The following is a 22,098-nucleotide window of genomic DNA, read 5'->3' as shown; positions in this document are numbered from 1 at the left end:
TAGAATTAGTATTGTTTACAAACACATGCACGGCACCTGTACTTATCTCAGAAATTGTTACCTTGCTTTCCAAATCAGGTATGCTCTAGCACAGTGCAATGGCAATAAAAACGACAGACAAGGGATTCTGCCTCGATGGATGTTTTCGAGTACCGCGACGCCGTCATTTCTGACTACAAAGCCTTCACGACAAGCTTCACCAAGATTAAGGCTCCAGACATTAAGCAGTTCGTTCAGTCGAGCTACGATGACGGCCAGTACTGGCCTGCTCCACTGATCCAGCTGAACCCCTCGTTTGTTAAAGGCAATACCGTCGATCAGCTATGCAACGAGGGCATACTTCATCCCCAATGCGAGGATATTTTTCGCTTTGGGCGTGATGGGAAAGGCAACCCCGGTTTCAGCGCCCCACTTCACAAACATCAGGCAGAAGCCGTTACCATTGCTCAGAAAAAACAGAGCTATGTACTGACTACTGGCACGGGCTCCGGTAAATCGCTCTCCTATATCCTTCCCATTGTAGATGCCGTTCTGAAACAGAAGCAGCCCGGAGACTCTGGCTCCATAAAGGCAATCATCATTTACCCGATGAACGCCCTGGTGAACTCTCAACTTGAAGAATTGGATAAATACTTCCAACACCTTGGCAAAGAAAAACCCGTTACTTATGGGCGTTACACCGGCCAAGAAAAGGATGAAGAGCGCCGCGCAATGGCGCAGAACCCGCCAGACATCATCCTGACCAACTTTATGATGTTGGAGCTTCTCATGACCCGGCAGGATGATCTCGATCGGACTGTCATGCAGGCGGCAAAAGGGCTTAATTTTCTGGTTTTGGACGAACTGCATACATACCGCGGACGACAGGGGGCGGATGTCGCCATGCTGGTGCGTCGGGTCCGTGAGGCGCTCAACGCTGATGTCTTGTGCATTGGTACTTCTGCAACCATGGCAAGTGAAGGAACTCTCGCGGCCCGCAACGAGACCGTTGCCCGAGTAGCAAGCAAGTTATTCGGTGCGGACGTAAAGCCAGAAAACATTATTACGGAAACGCTGCAGCACATCACGCCCTTTGATCAGAAGCCATCACAGCAACTCCTGTCAGAAGCACTTAAGGCTCCAGTTCCTAAAAGCCCCGACTTTAAAGCACTGCGAGAACATCCGATTTCCGGTTGGGTAGAGCTAACACTAGGTCTGCAAAAAGAAGAAGGGAAATGGGTGCGCGCCAAACCACAAAACCTCAAATGGGCTGCGCAACAGCTATCAAAAGATTCAGGCCAACCCGCGGATCTTTGCGAGAGCTATTTAAGAGATTTCCTGTTGCTGGCCTACAAAGTCACTGATCATCAAGGTAAGCCTCTTTTCGCCTTTAGGCTTCACCAGTTCATTTCCGGTGCAAACAATGTTTTTTCCACCTTGGCCCCAGAGGGCAAGCGGGAATTCGATTTAAGCGGACAAATTTACAAACCGAATGAGCGTGAAAAGCGCTTCTATTCGCTACATTTTTGTCGTCAATGTGGCCAAGAATACCACCCGGTATGGCACAACGATGAGGAGGGTCAACCCTACCTTGCACCTCGCCAGATTAACGAAAAAGACAACGAAGATGACAACCAAAACTGGGGCTTCTTTATGTTTGATCCCCAGCGCAGCTGGGATGACGGAGATCCAGAACGATATCCCGAAAATTGGTTTGAAGAAAAAAAGGGCGAGCTCAAGCTTAAGGGAAACTACAAGAAATTCTGCCCAAGGGAACTGTATGTTTTGCCCAGCGGCAGATTGGACCATGAAGGAACACCCGGATGGTTCATTCCGGGCAGCTTCCGCTTTTGCCTTAACTGTGGCGTCACTCACCAGGCGCAGGGCAAAGACTCGAATCGCCTAACTTCGCTCAACGGTGAGGGGCGTTCCTCAGCCACTACCGTTTTGGCCATATCCTCACTGAGATACATGCTCGAACGGGATACCCAGCTTTCTGAAGAAGCGAAAAAGCTACTCGGATTCACTGATAATCGGCAAGACGCATCGCTTCAGGCGGGCCACTACAACGATTTCGTACAAATCCTGTTACTCCGGGCTAGCCTGCTCGCCGCCACGCAGCAAGCCCCGGAAGGCTATCTCACTGACAGCAACCTCTCGCAAGCCGTTTTCAATGCCCTCGGCTTCGACAAGGATGGCTCTGATTATCTGGAAAACCCTCTAGCCAAAGGCCCTGGCCGAAAGAAAGCCGAAGAGGCCATGCGCAACGCGCTTTCGTACAGACTCTACTTCGATTTGCGTCGTGGATGGCGATTTAACAACCCGAATCTTGAACAGCTCGGCCTATTAGATATCGACTACGAAGGCCTAGATGAGTTAGCAGAGGACCAAGAAGAGTGGGAAGGGTTGCCATGCACCGAGCTGGCAAAGATCAAACCAGAGAACCGAAAAGCAGCTCTGCGTGCTGTTCTCGACACTATGCGCCGCGGGTTATGCGTAAAAAGTAGATTCCTCGACAGCATTCAACAGGAGCAGATTCGCTCTCAAAGCTTCACCTACTTGAAAGAGCCTTGGGGCTTCAGCGAGGAGGAGATGCTCCAATCCAGCGGGTACCTGCTGCTGGGCGGAAAACCTAAAAACCTGAAGACCAATCCCAACTTTGTCAGTGGCTCCAGCCGATCAGCACTTGCACAGCTACTCAAAAAGTCGGCTGTCTGGGGCGACGACCTGGTCCTGTTGCCCAAAATCAACGACAAATCTTATCCGGACCTCATAGAAAGCCTGATGAAAGTGCTGGAATCCTATGGGCTGGTCGAAAAGGAAGAATACGACAAGGATCAAACTGGTTACCAGCTACTGGGTGAGTTTCTGCAATGGCGCGCCCACGATAAAGACATCAAGCTCGACCCGACAGACCCTTACCGTGCTGACAACGCCTATTTTCGTAGCCTGTACACCACACTCTGTGAGCTTTTGAAAACCGGTAACCGAACACTGTTCGACCTCGAAGCACGGGAACATACTGCCCAGGTGAACCCGGAACAGCGAGAAGAGCGAGAGAAAGCTTTCCGGTCGGCTGAGCTACGCACCCTATTCTGCTCCCCGACCATGGAGCTCGGCGTAGACATCGCAACCCTGAACACAGTTTACATGCGTAACGTCCCCCCCACGCCTGCAAACTATGCTCAACGTTCGGGGCGAGCTGGGCGATCTGGACAACCCGCGCTGGTCCTCACCTATTGCGCAGCGCTTAGTCCACACGACCAATATTTCTTCACCGACCCGGTTCGTATGGTTCACGGCCATGTCAGTGCACCAACACTGGACCTGGCAAATGAAGAACTGGTGGCCAGCCACCTCCACGCCGTGTGGCTCAACGAAACGAAAAAAGCCCTACCCAAAACGGTCAATGACATGCTGAACATGTCGCAGCCGGAAACCATGCCGTTGCTGGATGAGTTCCGCCAGCAGATGGATACAGATGAAGTTCGGGTCTCGGCAGCGCAACGTGGCCTCAACCTCATGAAGATGCTGGAAACTGAACTCATCGCTGCACAAGGGGTTTGGCTAAGCAGTGAGGCCAACATTCAAACTGCTTCCTCGGAGTGGCTTAACAACCAGATCAAAGGTTCCTTCTACAGCTTTAACAATGCGCTGAATCGTTGGCGAGAACTCTATGCATCTACCCAAGAACAGCTGAATAAGGCTCACGCCGTTATCTCCAATCCGGCCGCTGGTGAGCGGGACCGAAAAGCTGCTGAACGTCGTTATAACGAGGCTCGCACACAAATCAGTCTCCTGTTAAACGCTGAGTCTGGCCAGAACTCGGATTTCTCAACCTATCGCTACCTGGCCAGCCAGGGGTTCCTGCCTGGTTATAACTTCCCTCGTCTCCCGTTACTGGCTTATATACAGGGCCGCCGTGGTAGCGTCGGCAGAGACAGCTTCCTTGCGCGCCCGCGCTTTCTGGCCATATCGGAATTCGGCCCTCTCAGCCTGATTTACCATGAGGGATCGCAATACCGGGTAAAGAAAGTGATGCTCGGCGTCCGGGATGGACAGGATATGGATAGCCCTGGTCTGGTTAAAGAGGAGGCCAGGCTATGCCCGGCATGCGGCTATGGCCATTTCAAGCAACAGCTGCATAATGAACTGTGCGTTGCCTGCGGCACCCCCATCGAAGGTGGTAAGCGCATCGACAACCTCTACCGGATCGAAAACGTTAGTACTCAGCGGGTTCTGAGAATTACCTCTGATGAAGAAGAACGCCAGCGCCAAGGCTATGAAATGCAAACCACCATGCAATTCGCTACTCGCGAAGGAAAAGCACGCGTTGTAAACGGCGAAGTTCAAAACAGTCATGGCGATAAACTGCTGGCCATCCAATATGCCCCTGCCGCTACGATATGGCGAATCAACCTGGGTTGGAGACGACGGAAAGAAGAATCCATATACGGTTTCAACATCGACACCACCACCGGCATGTGGAGTAAAGACGAACAAGCGCCACAAGACGAAAACGATGAAGCCTCAAAAGAAGAGCGTTACATCGAACGAATAACACCCTACGTCGAAGACAGGCGTAACATCCTGATGGTTCACCCTGATGGCTTCATGGATACCGGTCTGCTTACCAGCCTGCAGTACGCCCTCAAACGCGGAATAGAAGAAGAGTTTCAGATTGAAGAATCTGAACTGATGGCAGAGCCACTACCAAATCGGGCAGACAGGCGCGCTGTGCTTTTCTATGAGTCTGCCGAAGGCGGTGCAGGGGTTCTTACCCGATTGCTGAGCGACAGCACGGCGTTGTCCCGTGTCGCCAGGCGCGCCTTGTCCATTTGCCATTATGAACAGAACGAAAGCGGCCAGTACCAGAACATCAATAACGACTGTGAGGCCGGCTGTTACCGCTGCCTTCTCAGCTACTACAACCAGATGGATCACATAGAGATCGACCGTCAGAACCCGGAGTTGGTAATGCTTTTGGAATCGCTAATCGATTCCACCATTGTTACCTCAACCGACGGCCGTAGCTACGAGGACCACTATGAAGAGCTCCTGAAATTGAGCGGCTCCACCCTGGAAACAGCATTTCTAGCTCATTTGAAAAAACAACGGCACCATTTACCGGATGAAGCCCAGAAGCTAATCGAAACCTTCAATACCCGGCCGGATTTTGTTTACAGGGACCACAATGCCGTCGTCTACATTGATGGTCCTCATCATGAAAATCCTGGTCAGCAAAAAATCGACGCGACACTCACCGCCGAGCTGGAAGATAACGGCCTGACCGTAATTCGATTCAGTAAGGAGCAAACGAGCTGGCCAGCCATTATTGCCAAATACCCGGATATCTTTGGAGCCGCCCAAGCATGAGTAATCTAAATTTCAATCCTGGTTCTATCGTTCGAGCCAGGGGACGTGAATGGGTTGTGCTACCCCAGAGTGAAGGGAAGATTCTGCATCTTCGGCCGCTTGGTGGGGGTGAAGAAAAACCAACAGTCCTGCTGCCTGAACTGGAAAGGCAGCCGGTAGAGCCAGCAACTTTCCCATACCCGGACCCAACGCACGCTGGCATACAATCCGCCGGATTGCTCCTGCGTGATGCCCTTATGTTGAAACTCCGGGCGGGCGCTGGTCCTTTCCGAAGTTTCGGGAATATTGCCATCGAGCCACGGGCCTATCAGCTCGTGCCACTTATGGTAGCTCTCAAACATCAGGTTGTTCGCCTGCTGATCGCCGATGACGTAGGGATTGGTAAAACCATCGAAGCCGGGCTAATAGCGCGCGAATTAATGGATCGCGGTGAGATCCATCGACTCGCGGTTCTGTGTCCGCCCCACCTTTGCGAGCAGTGGCAGAAGGAGCTAAGCAACCGGTTCCATATTCAAGCCGAGATTGTGCGCTCAAGCACCGCTGCTCGACTGGAACGTGGCCTACCTGCAGGTACGTCGATTTTTACCGAATACCCCTTCACCATCGTGTCCCTGGATTACATCAAAAGCAAAAACCGCCGGGATGCGTTTGCGGAACAGTGTCCCGAATTCATTATCGTAGATGAGGCCCACACATGCTCCCGCACTGGTCAGGGCCGCCAGCAACGATACGAGCTACTGCGTGATCTGGCGGACAACCCAGAACGACACTTGTTAATGCTTACGGCCACGCCCCACAGTGGCGACGAAGAGGCGTTCTACAACCTGCTTTCCTTGCTGAACAAAGATTTTGCCAAACTCAAAGACATCACCAACGCGCAACACCCTTTGCGCCAGAAACTGGCCGATCACTTTGTTCAGCGACGGAGAGAGGACATCAAAGAATGGCAAGAAGGCGGCCTCTTCCCTGAACGTTTCACCGCAGAAATTACCTACAAGCTTTCAGGTGAATGGGCAGATATATTCCAAGAGGTATTGGATTACGCCCGAGAACTCGTGGAGAGAGAGGAAGAAGGTACCTTAAAGGCCCGCATGAACTGGTGGGCTGCTCTTGCTTTGCTTCGGTGCATATCGTCTTCACCCCAGGCAGCCATTAGAGCTCTCAACACACGGATTGATAACGCCTTTGGTGGTAACGAAACGGAATTGACCGAATTACAGCAGGCCGAAGTACTGGAAACCCAGGGCACTACCACTGTCCTAGATGGCGGTGAGGATCTGGACAGCGCTGACGACGTAGAACCCGGCGCCGCAGTTACCGAAGACTTGGCCAGGCTGGAGGCACTTGTAGATCGGGCCCGGGCTCTTAGATCGAACAACGACCCGAAGCTTAAGGCACTGACCAAACAACTAAAACCAATGTTGGAAGAAGGCTACAATCCGGTCGTTTTTTGTCGATACATTGCGACAGCAGAATATCTTGCCGACCAACTGAAAAGTGCCTTCAAAGACCGCAACGTCATCTACGTAACTGGCAACCTGACACCTGCCGAGCGTCAGGAAAAAGTTGAGGCTCTCAAGGATAGCGACAAACCTCCACTGATGGTCGCCACTGACTGTCTTTCAGAAGGGATCAACCTGCAAGAACAATTCACGGCCGTTGTACATTATGACCTGAGTTGGAACCCCACCCGTCACGAACAGAGGGAAGGCCGAGTAGACCGCTTCGGGCAGCAGGCAGATAAGGTCAAAACCCTCATGTTGTACGGGGAAGACAATCCCATCGATGGTGCAGTTCTCCAGGTCATCATCCGTAAGGCTGACAACATTCGCAAAGCACTAGGGGTATCGGTACCGGCGCCTGAAAATGAACAACGCTATATGCAAGCCATCCTCAACACGGTGCTTTTGCGTAATCAAGGCATGACTTCAACCGGGGACTTGTTTGCCGATGATGAAGAGCTTCAGCAACTGGAAACCGAATGGGAATCCGCCCGGGAGAAAGCTCGCCGCAACCGCACGATCTTCGCTCAAAACCGGCTTAAACCGGAATCCGTGATGCCAGAATGGCAAAAAGCTTTTGCCGTACTAGGCACTAACGAAGATGTGGAGCGTTTCGTTCGTAATGGTATGGAGCGACTCGGTGCTCCCCTGCACCCACAGTCCAATGGAACATGGCAGGCACCCCTGGCGCACCTGCCCCTTACTCTGAAAGAACGGCTCGGCACCGCCGGGTTGATGCATCTGCGCACCATGGACTTCACTTACCCCACGCGGGGGCGCGCCGAGTTTATTCACCGCACCCACCCCTTGGTCAGCCACTTGGCAGATTACTTGTCGGAACTTGCCATGGCTGGCGAAGAAACCCAAATTGTCGCCCGTGCTGGAGCTATCTTCACCAGGGAAGTTGAAACCCGAACCACCATATATTTGTTGCGATTGCGCAGTCGTCTGACCATTCGCCGCACCCAGAACGATATGACACGAGCCCAAGAAATGCTGGCCGAAGAAGCTTTAGCCGTTATGGTCAACCGGCAGGGTGAGCCGGAGCTGCTTGAAAAGGCAGATATGCTCCGGCTGATGCAACTGCCTGTGAGCAAAAACATGGCGGACGAGGCCCGTACTCGTGAGCTGAATCGAGCCGTAGATGCCCTGCAGCATCTGACACCTCGATTCGACGCCATTGCGCACCAACGCGCTGAGGCCGTTCTGGCCGACCACCGCCGCACCCGGGAAGCCGCCGATGCCCGAGGTAGCTACAGCGTACAACCTCAGCTGCCGGTGGACGTGATGGGCATATACGTATTGGTACCAGACGCAGGCCTGCTCTAACCCAGCACTCACTTGGCACATAAGAAAAGAAGTAAGGAAGACGATCCATGGCAAGCGCAACACAACAAGCCTTTGAGTCTATTCGTATTGTAGGTGGGCTTCTGGGTACCAAAATTCTGCATGATTTGCGGCAATTCAGCCTGCCTGGTCAGGACCGTCAAGCTTACGGCCTAGAGCCAGGTCTTACCTTTAACGATGAGATAGGCCGCTACTGGATCATTGCCCGTGGCCGCTGGCGGGAATTTCAACAAAAGAGTCAGCGTGAGGATGTCACCAGGAAAAGTGTCACCGTTAACGATTGGCTAGTCCCTCTTCTGACTCGTGTTCTCGGCTATGAGATAAGCCCCTGCCAGCAGAAGAAAATGATTGGTGAACGGGAGTTCCCGATCGGCCATGAGTCCTTTTCCGGCGCCGTTCCCATTGTTCTCTGTGGGTCGGATATAGACCTGGATACGAGCCACCCTCTGTTCGGCCAGGAAGGTCGTAAACGCTCTCCGACGGGGTTGGCACAGGAATACCTAAACGCACGGGATGATAGCCTGTGGGCCATTGTGAGTAACGGGCAAGTGTTACGGCTACTACGCGACAACCCCGCGATGACCCGCCCTGCCTACTTGGAAGTGGACTTCGCGAGACTTTTTGAAGAAGACAACTACGCTGACTTTGCCACGCTCTGGCTGCTACTTCATTCCAGCCGCCTCGCACCGCAGAAAGACCTGCCGGAACATTGCTGGCTTGAACAGTGGCGGGAAAAGGGGCACGACGAGGGCGAGCGCGCTCTAGATAAGCTGCGATATGGAGTAGCCGATGCCCTGCGCCAACTGGGAACCGGCTTTCTGGCGCATCCGGCTAATACCGACCTGCGACAAAAACTCAGTGCCAACGAATTGAGCACTGAAGACTACTTTCAGCAGGTGTTGCGTCTTGTTTACCGTTTTCTGTTCCTGCTTACCGCCGAAGACCGGTGCATCGCATTGCTGCCCGTCAATCACGAGGGCCAGGATTATCGATCCGCAAGAGCACTTTACGAGACTGGCTATTCCATCTCCACACTTCGGGATAAAGCCCGTCAGCGCAGGCATTACGATCATCATACCGATGCCTGGGATTTGCTCGGAGTCACCTTTGACGGATACGCCAACGGCCAGCCCCTCCTCGCTCAACCTGCACTTGGTGGGCTGTTTGCTCCCGATCAATGCGAAGATTTATCGAATAGCCAGATCGAGAACCGGTACTTGTACAGTGCTTTGTTTAACCTCTGTTACTTTGAGCACAAGGGCATACTCGCACGAATCAATTACCGGGATATGGATACCGAAGAATTCGGCTCGGTTTACGAGTCTCTGCTGGAACTGATTCCCCAACTCCATACCGAAGGCCAATGGCGCTTCAGTTTCATCGGTGATGGCGAAGACGAGGCAGCCGCTTCCGGCCATAGTCGAAAACTGACCGGCTCCTATTACACCCCAGACTCTTTGGTACAGGAGCTGATTAAATCCGCTCTGGAGCCTGTAATCCAAGATCGATTGGAGACAAATCGCCAGAACCCGCGGGAAGCCCTACTCGGAATTACCGTATGTGACCCAGCGTGCGGCAGCGGTCACTTTTTGCTTGCTGCCGCCCGACGACTGGCCACGGAACTTGCCCAGATCGACGCCGGCTCAGATCAGGCCACCGAAAGCCACTTCCGTCATGCCCTGCGGGATGTGGTCCGCCATTGCATATATGGGGTCGACCTCAACCCAATGGCTGTGGAGTTGTGCAAAACAGGCCTGTGGCTTGAATCCATCGAGCCCGGCAAGCCCCTGAGCTTTTTGGATGCACATATCCAATGCGGCAACGCACTGGTGGGAGTTCTGGAGTCAAAACAGCTTGAACAGGGAATTCCAGGCGATGCTTACAAGGCATTGTCAGGCGATGATAAGAAAGTTTGTGCTGGTCTTAAGAAACAAAACACCCAGGCCGGTAAAAAATTGGCTATCAGTCTGCGCATGGTTCCTCAAACCTTTAACGAGATGGAATCTATGCCTGAAGACACCGTGGAACAGGTGGAGGCCAAGCGCAAAGCCTTTACTCAAGCCCAGGCCGGCCAGACCTATCAAAACGACCGCTTAAAGGAAGACCTGTTCACAGCGGCCTTCTTCGCCCCAAAAACCGAGGAGACAGCATCTCAGGTACCTACCAACAGCCACCTGCGATTGATTGCCGAAGGTCAGCCTTTGCCTGAACCGGTGTTAGAGATAACCCGAGAGCTAACCAGAACACACCGTTTTTTACACTGGCCACTAGCGTTTCCTCAGATCTTTGGTGAGGATTCCCCAGGCGGTTTTGATGTCGTGTTGGGCAATCCACCTTGGGAGAGAATTAAACTTCAGGAGCAAGAGTTCTTCGCGTCCCGGGCGCCCGAAATTGCAGCGGCTAAAAATTCCGCAGCGCGCGGGGAAATGATTGCCGGATTGGCTGAAAGCGATAGCCCGAACATGCGCAATCTTCACCGGAAATTCTTGGCTGCTAAACAAAACGCAGAGGGCAGCAGCGCCTTTGCAAGGCTTTCTGGTCGCTTTCCCCTTACAGGCCGAGGAGATGTCAATCTTTACGCCCTTTTTGCAGAGCACTTCGCTAAATCAATAAACCCCGGAGGTCGATCGGGAGTTATCGTTCCCACAGGTATTGCCACTGACGATTCGACCAAGTTCTTTTTCGGATGGCTAGCAGATGAAAAGCGCTTGGCGAGCCTCTTTGATTTTGAAAACAGGGAAGCCATTTTTGACGGTGTTCACCGATCATATAAGTTTTGCCTCCTAACAATGGGCAAAGGTCTATCGGCAGCCGACTTATCATTTTTCCTGACCCAAACAACACAACTACCGGATCCTCGGCGCCACTTCACGCTGACGCCAGAAGAATTCGCACTGATCAATCCGAATACGAAAACCTGCCCGGTATTCCGTGCTCAGAAAGACGCCGAAATCACTAAGAAAATGTATCGCGCTGCACCGGTGCTAATTCGTGAATCCGAGGATGACAAGCCCGATGAAAATCCATGGGGAATTCGTTTCTCTAGGCTCTTCGATATGTCAACCGACAGCCGACTTTTTAAAAGTGCAAAGGAGATAGATGGGGCTCAGTGCTCATTTCTGCGGCTATACGAAGCAAAAATGGTCCATCACTACGACCACCGCTGGGCCACCTACGAGCTGGAAGGCGAATCGAGCCGTGACTGCACACAGGAAGAAAAGAAAAATCCGGGTTACCAATCCCGGCCCCGGTACTGGGTGCCAGAAACCGAGGTAACGCTAAGAACAGCCCAAGCTCCCAAAGCAGTTCTGGATGCCTGCAAAAAAGAAGATATCCAAGCTCTCAATGAGGCCTTGACGTATTGGTTGGCGGGATACTTCTTGAGCCAATCAGACACCGATTCAGCTTTGGCGCTACTTAATGAAGAGCCCCAGAGCACTAGCGGTGATATGTTTGATAGCGGTTTGAACCAGAAGGCTCAAGCTGCGCTGGAAACGAGTCAACAATATCCACTGAATAATCAGGAGCAGCGTTGGCTCAAGTCTGCTTTAGCAGATGGAGAGGAAATTTGGCCACTGGTCTGGACGCTTTTGAAGGAACGTCGACCTAAGTATTTGCTGGGCTGGCGGGATATTTGCCGTTCCACAGATGAGCGGACAGTTATTGCTGGGGTGATTCCCCTCTCTGCCGTCGGCGACACATTTTTATTGATGTTCCCAAAGGTCGAAAGAACCGAACTGGTCGGATGCCTTCTGGCAGATCAATGCTCACTGCCCCATGACTTTGTCGCTCGACAGAAAATTGGGGGCACCCACCTTAAGTACAATATGAAGCGTCAGATCGTTACGCTACCTCCAGAAGCTTACAGCCAAGACAACATTGAATTTATTAGAAACCGAGTTCTTGAACTGGTGTATACGGCCCATGATCTCAAACCGTTTGCCGAAGACCTCGGTTACGCAGGTGACCCATTTCCTTTTCACCCACCCCGTCGACACCAGCTCCAGTGCGAGCTGGATGCCTACTACGCCAAACTCTATGGTCTAACTCGTGATGAGCTCCGCTATGTCCTTGATCCTTCTGATCTCATGGGCGAGGAGTACCCATCTGAAACCTTCCGCGTGCTGAAAAAGAATGAGATTCGAGAGTTTGGGGAGTATCGAACCCAGCGGTTGGTACTTGAGGCTTGGGATAGATTGGAAACAGGAGAACTGCAATGAACCTGTTTCAGAAACTTCCAGCTCATGTCATCGGCCAGATGATCGGCATGGCGAAGCATCGCGCAATCTATGCGGCGCCTTCCATCAATGATTCCGTCGCAGGCGCTCTTGTTGAGCAGAGCAGAGACCCACGGTTACAGGTTGAGGTTATTCTGGACTACGACGAAGACCTGTTTAGGTTGGGCTATGGTCTGGCTGAATCGGTAAACATGTTACGTGACGCTGGCATCAATGTCCACAAGGAACCGGGACTCCGAATCGGCTTCGTGATCATTGATGATCAGGGCTGGGCGTTCTCGCTCCCCCCTATGGCAGTGGAATCTCAATCCTCCCATGACCACATTAATGGATTCGAGCTCACCCCCGAGCAGATTGAACGTTTTACCCAGTCCATCGGTATTGCCAATAAGGATGAAGATCGAAAAGAATCTGAAACACACCATCCTCAGGCCGAGATCGGACGAGAGACACTGCCGGATCAGGAAGTCAGCGAAACTACCACGAAACTCAATCGCAACCCGCCCCAGGCTTTCAACCTCCAGCGCCAGGTACGTGTGTACCAGTCGCGCCTCCAGTTCGTCGAGATGGAGCTGGAGGGCAGTAAAATACAGCAGCGCACCATCCGCCTTCCCAAACAACTGAAACAGTCCATTTTCGACAATGATCAGGAAATCGAAGAGCGACTGAATGCCAGCTACAAGCTCATTGATGGGAAGGCATCTGAAAAACTATCCTCTTTGCGCAAAGAGGCCGAGACCCTGCGGGATAGGTACGCGCCAAGCCTGGGTAAGCGGCTTGGGCGGGTGCTTTTAAGCACCAAAAAGAAGGAATTCGTGTACAAGGTAGAGGATCTCCGAGAACGCATTGAAAAGTATTGCAAAGAAGAGCAGCAACAGCTTCAGGCGTCTATTGAAAGGTCCCTAGAAGGTCTTGCAAGCAACCTCGCCCCAGTTATTGCTGAGCGCCCACCTCAGGAACTGGCCAGTCGCTGCGAAACAGTGACAGAGGAGATTAGCAAAGAGTATTTACTCGATATCCTTTGGAAGGTAGCGCCGTCAGCGCCAGACCTACTGAACAAAACCAAGCTCCACCTGACCTTTAAGGACGTGACTCTGGAAATGCTTCGAAACCCCGAATTCCAGCAGAGGGTGAAACAAGAATTCCGATACGAAGACTGGCTGAAACCGTTTAACGAATTCACAGCAGCCCAATCAAAGACAGATTCGCATCAGGATTATTAAGTTGCCGGACTTGATTCGCGATCATCTTATCGGGGACGCTTGCGAGTAAACCTATTTATCGTCGTATTCCACGCCGACCATGGAAGCATCTAACTACAAGAAGGACACCGTGTGATGGAACTAAAACAGCACATTACTGATTTGGCACGCGATACACTCGAAACCTTTTCAAGGATTGAATCTGTAGCCAAAGAAAAAATGGAATCCACCAAGGATGTTAATTCGACAGCCTTCGCCCACACGAACACCTTCACCGGCACTGAAACAAACCAAACACTCGACAGGATCAACCGTGAAGCGCGCGAGGGCTACTCACAGCTTACAAGGGAGCCTGCCATTGCCCGCCTCATTTTAGAGGACGAGAACGCCAATCAGAAAACCGTGTACGTTGCTCGAAAATATCAGGTCCCCCTGGGCGATCACGGCCTTCTGGCAAGCTACAACGCGCCTATGGGACGTTTAGCTTCGCTTCCAATTGGTGATGCCGCAGAAGTGAATGGCGTTGAGTACACGGTGATTGAGGCCTGCAAACTCTATCCCGCGCTTCTTGAGAGTGGATGGGACTCTAAAGACTCAAAGTTTGACCACGAAGAACTTGGTCAACAGAGTATCAGCTCCCTCCGAGCCCTACTCCGAAAAGTCGACAGTACCGCTGCCGATGATTTCGATGCCATGCTGGCGGGAGAAGAAACTGAGGACTTGATCAAGAAAGGCTTGGTTCATGAAATCCGTCGCACTATGGGATTAAGAGACCAACCGATCCTGGACAAGTTTCAGGATGAAATTTTCAGGCTTCCGCTGAATAGCAAACTTATGATTATGGGGCCACCCGGGACAGGCAAAACTACAACTCTGATCAAACGTCTTAGCCAAAAACTAGACTCAGAGCTCATGGAGCCTGCTGAAAAACGGTACGCCCAGCCCGATTCATCAGGGCGAGAACACAGCAAAAGCTGGATTATGTTCACACCCACTGAGCTGCTGAGAATGTATCTCAAGGACGCCTTCGCTCGTGAAGACGTTCCAGTGTCGAGCAACGAGATCGTGACCTGGGAGAACTACCGCAGAAAACTGAGTCGTGAAAACTTGGGGCTTCTTCAGTCCTCTACCAGCCAAGGCAAGTTCATTCTTAAAGATCAACTAACTACGCTGAGCCAACAGGTAATTGAAGATCCTATTAGCTGGTATGAGGCGTTTCGGGACTTCCACTCAGAACGTTTATTCAAACAGTTCTCAGTTGGATTAAATCTACTGGAGAGTTCCAAGGGGTACGTGAATGCTGAGTTGGTGCGGTCCATTCGAGATATCGTTGAGACCCAAGGCTATAAGAAGCTTGTCGACACATTTAGCAAGTTGACTCGGCTGGAGAGTGTGATCCAAGAGGCCTTGAAAGATCTCAACGAGCAATCAGAAAAACAGTTAAAGGAATTAGCCGGCCAACAGTACAACCAATACACCCCGTTCTTTCGAGAGCTTGCGTCATTCATTGATCAACTTGAAGTTGAGGATGATGAAGAAGAGGACGACTCCGTTTTTGATGGAGAAGATGAACCTGAAATCAACACTGAATCAGAATCAGCTACTGGTAATACGAGTAATAAAGAGGCTTTCAACGCTTACAAGAAGGCTATTCGCTCTCTTGGCCGCTCGCGATATCAAAAGCGCTCGCTTCCTAAAACAGGTAGGACTTATGCGATCGTCGAATGGCTTAATGAGCGAGTCCCGACAAATGAAGAACTTTTGATTGTCGGCGAGCGCGCTTCCATTCGCAATGCCCTCAATCGCTTCAGCAGACCCTATCGCCGCTTCGTCCGGGATGTGCCTGCCAGCTACAAAGCCTTCCGGAAAAAAGCATGCTCGGAAACATCTTTTTATATCAAGGCTCCGGAAAAACCCAAACATATTTCTGCCTATGAGCTGGACGCAGTTGTACTTCTTGCGCTGGAGAATACTCGGAAGCTCATAGCAGAGCCGGTTATTTCAAGGAGCAACAACGGCTCCTTGCCCTCGTTCCTACAGAATCATTCAACAATGTTCCTTAACCAAATACTCGTGGACGAGGCCACCGATTTTTCAGTGCTCCAGTTGGCGGCAATGAAAAATCTATCGAGTCTTAACGCAGAGTCCTACTGCGCCTGTGGCGACTTCAACCAGCGAATCACTGGTGAAGGCATCCGATCCAAGGCCCAGTTAAATTGGTTGGCCAAAGATCTTACGGTTCAGAACATCAATGCCGTATACCGGCAAAGCCGTACATTGAATCGCTTGGCAGGTGAGCTGCTAACTGCGACTGGGGGCGACTTATCTGCCCTTGGCGAATTACCAGAATCTACTGTACACGATGGTCTGATGCCTACGCTGATCGAGCACTGTTCGGATATTGACTCCACCAGTGCTTGGCTAGCTGAACGAATCCGTGAGATCGAGTCGTTAACACCGCCGCTCCCCACCACCGCTGTACTGGTTCAGAATGATGATCAGGCAGAACAAATGGCTGAGGCACTCAATGAAAAGCTAGAGGACTTCAACCTGCGCGCCGAGGCTTGCGTCGGCGGCAAATCATTGGGAGAAGGAAACAACGTGCGCGTTTTCTCAATTGAACATATCAAAGGCCTAGAATTTGAAGCGGTCTTTTTCGTGGGAGTCGATGAGCTCGCCGAATTGGTTCCTGATCTCTTCGACAAGTATCTGTACGTTGGCTTCACCCGGGCTGCCACGTATTTGGGGATGACCTGTAATCAACAGCTGCCAGAACCTTTGAGCCAGCTTCGGTCTGAGTTTACGGAAAGTTGGGACAGTTAGTGGCTACCAAAACTTTTAGAGCGTCACCACTGCTACAAAAGACTCGGACTTTTGGTTGGTAGGTGGATATTGATGGGTAGCAAACGACACGTTCGTTTGCGTAGAATCGACCGTTTTCCCCGCCATAAGGGTCTGTCTACTCTGGAACCCTGAGGATACGTATTACAGGAGTTTTCGTCAGATGTCGTTACAACAAAGATTAGTCGATGAACTGAATCTGAGGCCGGGCCAGAAGGCCGTTCAGCTGGCGACAAAACTTGGTGTCGATAAAAGGGAGGTAAACAGCCTTCTGTATGGGCCACTGAGCGCCCAGTACTCACAAGACTCCCGATACTGTTGGTGGCCTCTAAAAGGCGCCTCAAGCAAACCAGGCTCCGGACCTGGTGAGGCCTCGTTTACAAACACTTCGCTATCTCGCCTGGCTAGGTATTATTTGGCTTGCCTGAGTCAAGACGACATCGGTGAAGTAAGCACTTGGGCAAGGCCATTCCAGAACGATTTCGATTACGTGCCTCTCCCCTCTCTACCGGATGATGACATCAATGCCCATCTCCAGACGCCGGCCGGTAGCCAGTTAACCAATAAAATGCATCGGGATAGAAATGCCAAAATTCTTTACCTTGGTTATCCGATTGCCATTAACCGGTTCACCTCCAAAGCGGGAAACGATATCTATCGTCTGGAGCCATTATTTCTCATACCAGTTCAGTTTGAAGGAGCCAACAACCGTGGAATGGCCTCGCTTTCAAATGACTTCCCGATTCTAAACACCGCGGTTCTGAAACGTTTTACAAATGCCGATCGGGATTCGCTAATGGATGAGCTCCTCAGCTTGGAGGATGAGCTGGGCTTTAGCGATGGGGCAGAGGTTCCAGAACTGGACGAGGTTGTACCAAGGTTACAGGCACTTCGCACCGAGTGGCCTTGGAGAGAGGTCTGCAACCCAGAGGAACTGTCGGCATCACAACCCATACCAACCCTGAGCGAACCAGGCATCTACAATCAGGCTGTTCTGATGCTAGCCGAGCGTAAGCCTTACACTCAAGGTTTGGAGACAGAACTGCGAGATCTGGCGGTTCTCAAAGAAGAACAGTATGAGGGCACCGCGCTCGGGCAACTGGTAGGCAATCGCTTCAACAGGGAGGAGGAACCGCCTCTTGATAAAACACTGCTTGAAGTTCTGCCCATGAACCTGGAACAGCGAATGGCCGTTGGCCAAGCCCTTTCAAAACAACTCACGATCATCACCGGACCTCCCGGCACCGGCAAATCTCAGGTGGTCACCAACCTCTTAATCAATGCCGCCTGGCAAGGCAAGAAAGTACTATTTGCCAGTAAAAACAACAAAGCCGTCGATGTTGTTGAGACCAGGGTAAATACCCTTGGTCCACGACCTTTGTTGCTGAGAATGGGCTCCAACGCTTATCAGCTGAAACTCAAAGAGTACCTGCAGGCCCTGCTCTCTGCCGCAGCATCAGAAGACGAGAAGCTTGAATATGACCACTGTGTTGAGGCGCACGATGCTTTGATTCAGCAGTCTGAATCGCTTAAGAAAAAGCAGGCTGATTTCATAGCTCATCGCAATACCGTCGACAAGCTTGAGCAATCTATCGAAGAATATCGAGAAGAGCTGGGTGAAAAGGTGTTTGCGCGCGTGCGGTCTTTGGATCTGGAGGCTTTCGAAAACCAGCACCGAGGCCTGGAAAAAGCAGTACGGCAGGCTGACAAGACCCAGCAAGGATTTTTTACACGCCTGTTCTGGAACAACGCTAGGAAAAAAAGATTCGAGCAGCTCAACGAAGCGATTACCGGCTTTCAGACGTTCACCGAGGCTCTTGAGCTAAAGGCTCCGCCGTCGGTCGTTGACGACGAACATGTCACGCAATGGGCCGACGTCAGCAGCAATATCAGCGAGTTATCAGGCAGAATCAGTCGGATTAAAAAGTACTTTTCAGCACTGACTGAATTGCAGCAAGGAACCTCTCTTGAAGAGATCAATACACGACAACTGAAACTGTATGAAAGCATCTCGGCAAATTCAGACAAGCTCTGGAAAGGCTGGCTCAAGGTTAGCCCAGCCAAACTAACCGCGAGTGACCGAACACTATTGTCCCGATACGTTTCGGTACTTCAGATGATAACGGACTCCGGCGGCGGCAAAGTTCAGAGGAATGTTTGGAAACAATACTATGAACTGACGGAAAAGGTTTCTCATCTCCTTCCCTGCTGGGCTGTCACGTCGCTCTCTGCTCGCGGGAAACTTCCCTTTACAGCGGGCTACTACGATCTCGTCGTATTCGATGAAGCCAGTCAGTGTGACGTAGCCTCAGCGCTGCCACTGTTATACCGAGCAAAGTCGGCAGTCGTAATCGGCGATCCAAAGCAGCTCCCACATATCAGCAGTATTCACAAATCGCAGGATATGCAGTTGCTGGACCGGTTCGATCTGACGCAGGATTTTATCCAGTGGGCCTACTCTTGGAATTCACTGTTCGATACCACCAGCTCTTACGCCAATGCTGAGGACATTGTAAACCTGAAAGATCATCACCGTTCTCACGCCGATATCATCAACTTTTCAAATGAGTTCTTCTACGAGGGTCGACTGCGAGTAGCAACTCAGTACGACCGGTTGCAGCGCCCTTCCCGTAAAAGCCCAGGTGTTAGGTGGCAAGATATTAAAGGCAAAACGATTCGTCCCAGCACTGGAAGTGCCGTCAACAAGCAGGAAGCACAAGCCATCGTCGAAGAGCTATATCATTTGGTGGTGGAGCAGCGTTATCAGGGCTCGGTTGGTGTTGTCACCCCGTTTCGTGCACAGGCAAATCTAATAAAGGAGCTGTGTTTCAAGGATAGAACACTTTCATCGATGCTCGATGAGCGCGGCTTCCTCTGCGACACCGTCCATCGTTTTCAGGGCGATGAGCGAGATGTCATCGTTTTCTCACCAGTGGTTTCTGAAGGTGCCTCCTTCGGAACTACAACGTTCCTAAAACGAAGCGGCAACCTTTTTAACGTTGCCATCACCAGGGCTCGGGCCATGCTTTTGGTAATAGGTGACTCCGAGGCCGCAAAGTCCAGTGATGTCGAGTACCTGTCTGAATTTGCTCGCTACGTTGAACAACTTAGCGAGGAAAAAATCAACTCCGATCTCCATCTGCAGCAGCCTGGCAGGCCAGAGTACCCCAGCATGGTGGACCGTTCCAAAGTATCTGACTGGGAGATTGTTCTCTATAAAGCCCTTTATGAAGCCGACATCCGCACCATCCCACAATACCCCGTTGAACAATACCTTCTGGATCTGGCCATTGTTATTGGAGAAAAGCGATTGGATATCGAGGTAGACGGTGAGCGCTATCATCGCCTTTGGACCGGTGAATACTGTCGCCGGGATCAGATTCGCAACCAACGTATGTATGAGCTCGGGTGGGATGTGCTCCGGTTTTGGGTTTATGAAATTCGTGACGATCTGGATGGCTGTGTTGAACGCGTTCGTCAGTGGGTGGATTCGGCAAACAAAGACACGGGTCCCGAGGTTTCAGCTGTCGTTTCAGACACCTTCAAAAATTACTAGGGATAGAGCTTTGAGTTCTTCCTGATCAAGATCAAGCGAACTTTCGAAATGGCAACGGAGAAAAAATATGGCTCGCCCGGCAGCGGAACAAACGGCAGATCATTTATTCAAAGCTGGCGAAACTTGGCTGAAACTCAGTTTAGCTGAGGGCCGATCCGTATTTTCGAACCAAATAATTTGGACGCCCGATAACATCCAGGCCTTGGACACCTGGTTTTCCAATAACCTTGATGCAGGCGAAGGTGATTTCTTCGAGAAACTGGAAGTTCAGCTGTCCGAGTGTGACGCAGAGGTTAAGAAACTCGCCGCCGAAATTCTATGGCTAATGCTGCTGTGCCCGAAAAACATAAGTGCTGGCAAGAAACGCGAATCGATCTTAAGGGTTTGGGCATGGTCTGGGGATGAGCTGCCTGCTGACCACACCTTACTTTCAGATGAAACGCTGGCAGGAATTGGTAACGCGGGCACCAGTTTCAATACTAACCGTTGGCGCGAATTGGCTTACTGTGTTGAGCTTTTCAAGCGAACATTCCAGTTGTCCGCGACAGAGCGACTCCAGTTGTTCGGGGATTACAACCAGCTGGCGGCCTGGTTGGGTCAGATTCCTGAGAGTGAGCGGCGGCAATTCCGGCACATGTTGCTGTACCTCCTCCACCCAGACCAAATTGAGCGTATCTTTAGTAGCGGCGAACGGAAGACCATCGTTAGTATATTCACCGGTAAACCGCTAAGAGTTGTGAATAAGCTTACTGCAGCCGAGGTAGACGCTCAGATTCGAGAAATTCGTCAAGCAAAGGAAGCCGAGTTCGGCACTGAAAAACTGGATTTCTACCAACCTCCTTTGAAAGAACTCTGGAAGGACCAAACCACCAAAAGCTGGCTGTTTGCATGGAATCCAAAAAATTGGGACTGGGAAACGCTGCCCAAGGATATCGCCCAAACTAGAGAGGGTAAGCCGGTTGTAATGAAATGGCGTTGTGCCAACCAAGCAGCCTCTCCGGGCGACCGAGCGTGGCTGATCCGGCTTGGCGAAGAGCCCCGGGGCATAATGGCGACCGGTAACGTTGTATCAGAGCCTTACGAGGCCGAGCATTATGACGTTCAGAAAGCCGATCAAGGGGAAGCCTGCCTGTATGTCGACATCGAGCTGACCGCTATTAGGGACGTATTCAAAGATCCTTTCATCACGATGAGGGAGCTCGGCACCATCACCATTGATCAACAACAGTGGTCACCACAGAGTTCTGGCATTGAGATCAGATCACGGAGTGCGGCCTTGCTTGATGAGCTTTGGCAAAGAAAACCCCTCAAGGCGACAGAAAAAGTCTCAACTACACAAAGGCAACGTATAGTCGCTGAGCCAACGAACAAAATTCTCTATGGGCCGCCCGGCACCGGCAAGACGTTTACCTTGAACAAGCTGAAGGAACGTTACATTGTAAAACAGGCGTCCATTTCCCATGAGCAGTGGCTGTCAGAGCAACTCAAACCAGTGAACTGGTTTGATGTAGTATTCATGTGCCTGTATGACCTTGGTAAATCAGCCAAAGTGAAGGAAATTGAGGGCCACCCCTTCTTTATTCAGAAAGCAAAGGCAGTTGGTCGGCGACAGCATCTTAAGGCTCAGATCTGGGCGACTTTGCAATCCCATACCGTTGATACATCCACTTCGGTGAAATATAAGAACCGGGTAGCGCCGCTGGTTTTTGATAAGGATACTGACAGCCGTTGGGCCCTGGCTGGCAACTGGCAGGACGACTGCGAGGACCTTATCTCACAGACCAAAATTCTAAAAGAAGGCGCTCCCAATCAGGCAGACCAGATTCACTACGCTTTCGTTACCTTCCATCAGGCATACAGCTATGAGGACTTTGTCGAAGGCATTCGTCCAGTACAGGATGCAGAAACTGACCAAGTTGCCTATCGGGTAGAGCCTTGTAGTGGTCAACTAATCCCGGACAGTATTTTAAGATTTTCCTCAGCTGCAACAGGCGAAATGCCGCCGTTAAACGCGTGAGGCCGCTGCCGGTTGTAGTAGTCCATCAGATAGCCACCAA

8 protein-coding genes are annotated in these 22,098 nt (G+C 51.4%); 7 read left to right on the top strand and 1 reads right to left on the bottom strand.

Going from position 1 to position 22,098, the window contains the following annotated elements; all coding sequences use genetic code 11:
* Positions 1–135: 135 nt before the first annotated feature.
* Positions 136–5,355: a DEAD/DEAH box helicase gene (locus QPL95_RS17890; RefSeq protein WP_303292290.1), complete on the top strand. Its 5,220-nt coding sequence runs from the start codon at positions 136–138 to the stop codon at positions 5,353–5,355.
* Between the two features lie 59 nt (positions 5,356–5,414).
* Here QPL95_RS17890 and QPL95_RS17885 read toward each other — a convergent pair whose 3' ends face one another.
* Positions 5,415–5,696: a hypothetical protein gene (locus QPL95_RS17885; protein WP_303292289.1), complete on the bottom strand. Its 282-nt coding sequence runs from the start codon at positions 5,694–5,696 to the stop codon at positions 5,415–5,417.
* On the opposite strand from QPL95_RS17885, the gene QPL95_RS17880 reads away from it, so the two are divergent.
* The 6 genes from QPL95_RS17880 (at position 5,679) to QPL95_RS17855 (ending at position 22,058) form a co-directional block, all read left to right on the top strand.
* Positions 5,679–8,186: a helicase-related protein gene (locus QPL95_RS17880; protein ID WP_303292288.1), complete on the top strand. Its 2,508-nt coding sequence runs from the start codon at positions 5,679–5,681 to the stop codon at positions 8,184–8,186. The genes QPL95_RS17885 and QPL95_RS17880 overlap by 18 nt on opposite strands.
* Positions 8,187–8,233: 47 nt before the next feature.
* The gene (locus QPL95_RS17875; protein WP_303292287.1) at positions 8,234–12,424 is read left to right on the top strand and encodes an N-6 DNA methylase; all 4,191 of its coding nucleotides are present in this window, start codon (positions 8,234–8,236) and stop codon (positions 12,422–12,424) included.
* Positions 12,421–13,665 carry a hypothetical protein gene (locus QPL95_RS17870; RefSeq protein ID WP_303292286.1) on the top strand — a complete coding sequence of 415 codons (1,245 nt, stop codon included), beginning with the start codon at positions 12,421–12,423 and terminating at the stop codon, positions 13,663–13,665. Before QPL95_RS17875 ends, QPL95_RS17870 begins: the two co-directional genes overlap by 4 nt.
* 114 nt (positions 13,666–13,779) lie before the next feature.
* On the top strand, positions 13,780–16,467 hold the full coding sequence (locus QPL95_RS17865; protein ID WP_303292285.1) for an ATP-binding domain-containing protein: 2,688 nt from the start codon (positions 13,780–13,782) through the stop codon (positions 16,465–16,467).
* Positions 16,468–16,648: 181 nt separating this feature from the next.
* On the top strand, positions 16,649–20,041 hold the full coding sequence (locus tag QPL95_RS17860) for an AAA domain-containing protein (RefSeq protein WP_303292284.1): 3,393 nt from the start codon (positions 16,649–16,651) through the stop codon (positions 20,039–20,041).
* A 67-nt stretch (positions 20,042–20,108) separates the two neighbouring features.
* Positions 20,109–22,058, top strand: coding sequence for an EVE domain-containing protein (locus QPL95_RS17855; RefSeq protein ID WP_303292283.1), 1,950 nt, complete (start codon positions 20,109–20,111; stop codon positions 22,056–22,058).
* Positions 22,059–22,098: the final 40 nt, after the last annotated feature.

The sequence above is a fragment of the Marinobacter sp. SS5-14b genome (assembly GCF_030541005.1).
Lineage (GTDB): Bacteria > Pseudomonadota > Gammaproteobacteria > Pseudomonadales > Oleiphilaceae > Marinobacter.
The sequence above is the reverse complement of the archived record's forward strand: the minus strand, read 5'-3'. Positions and strand labels throughout refer to the sequence as shown.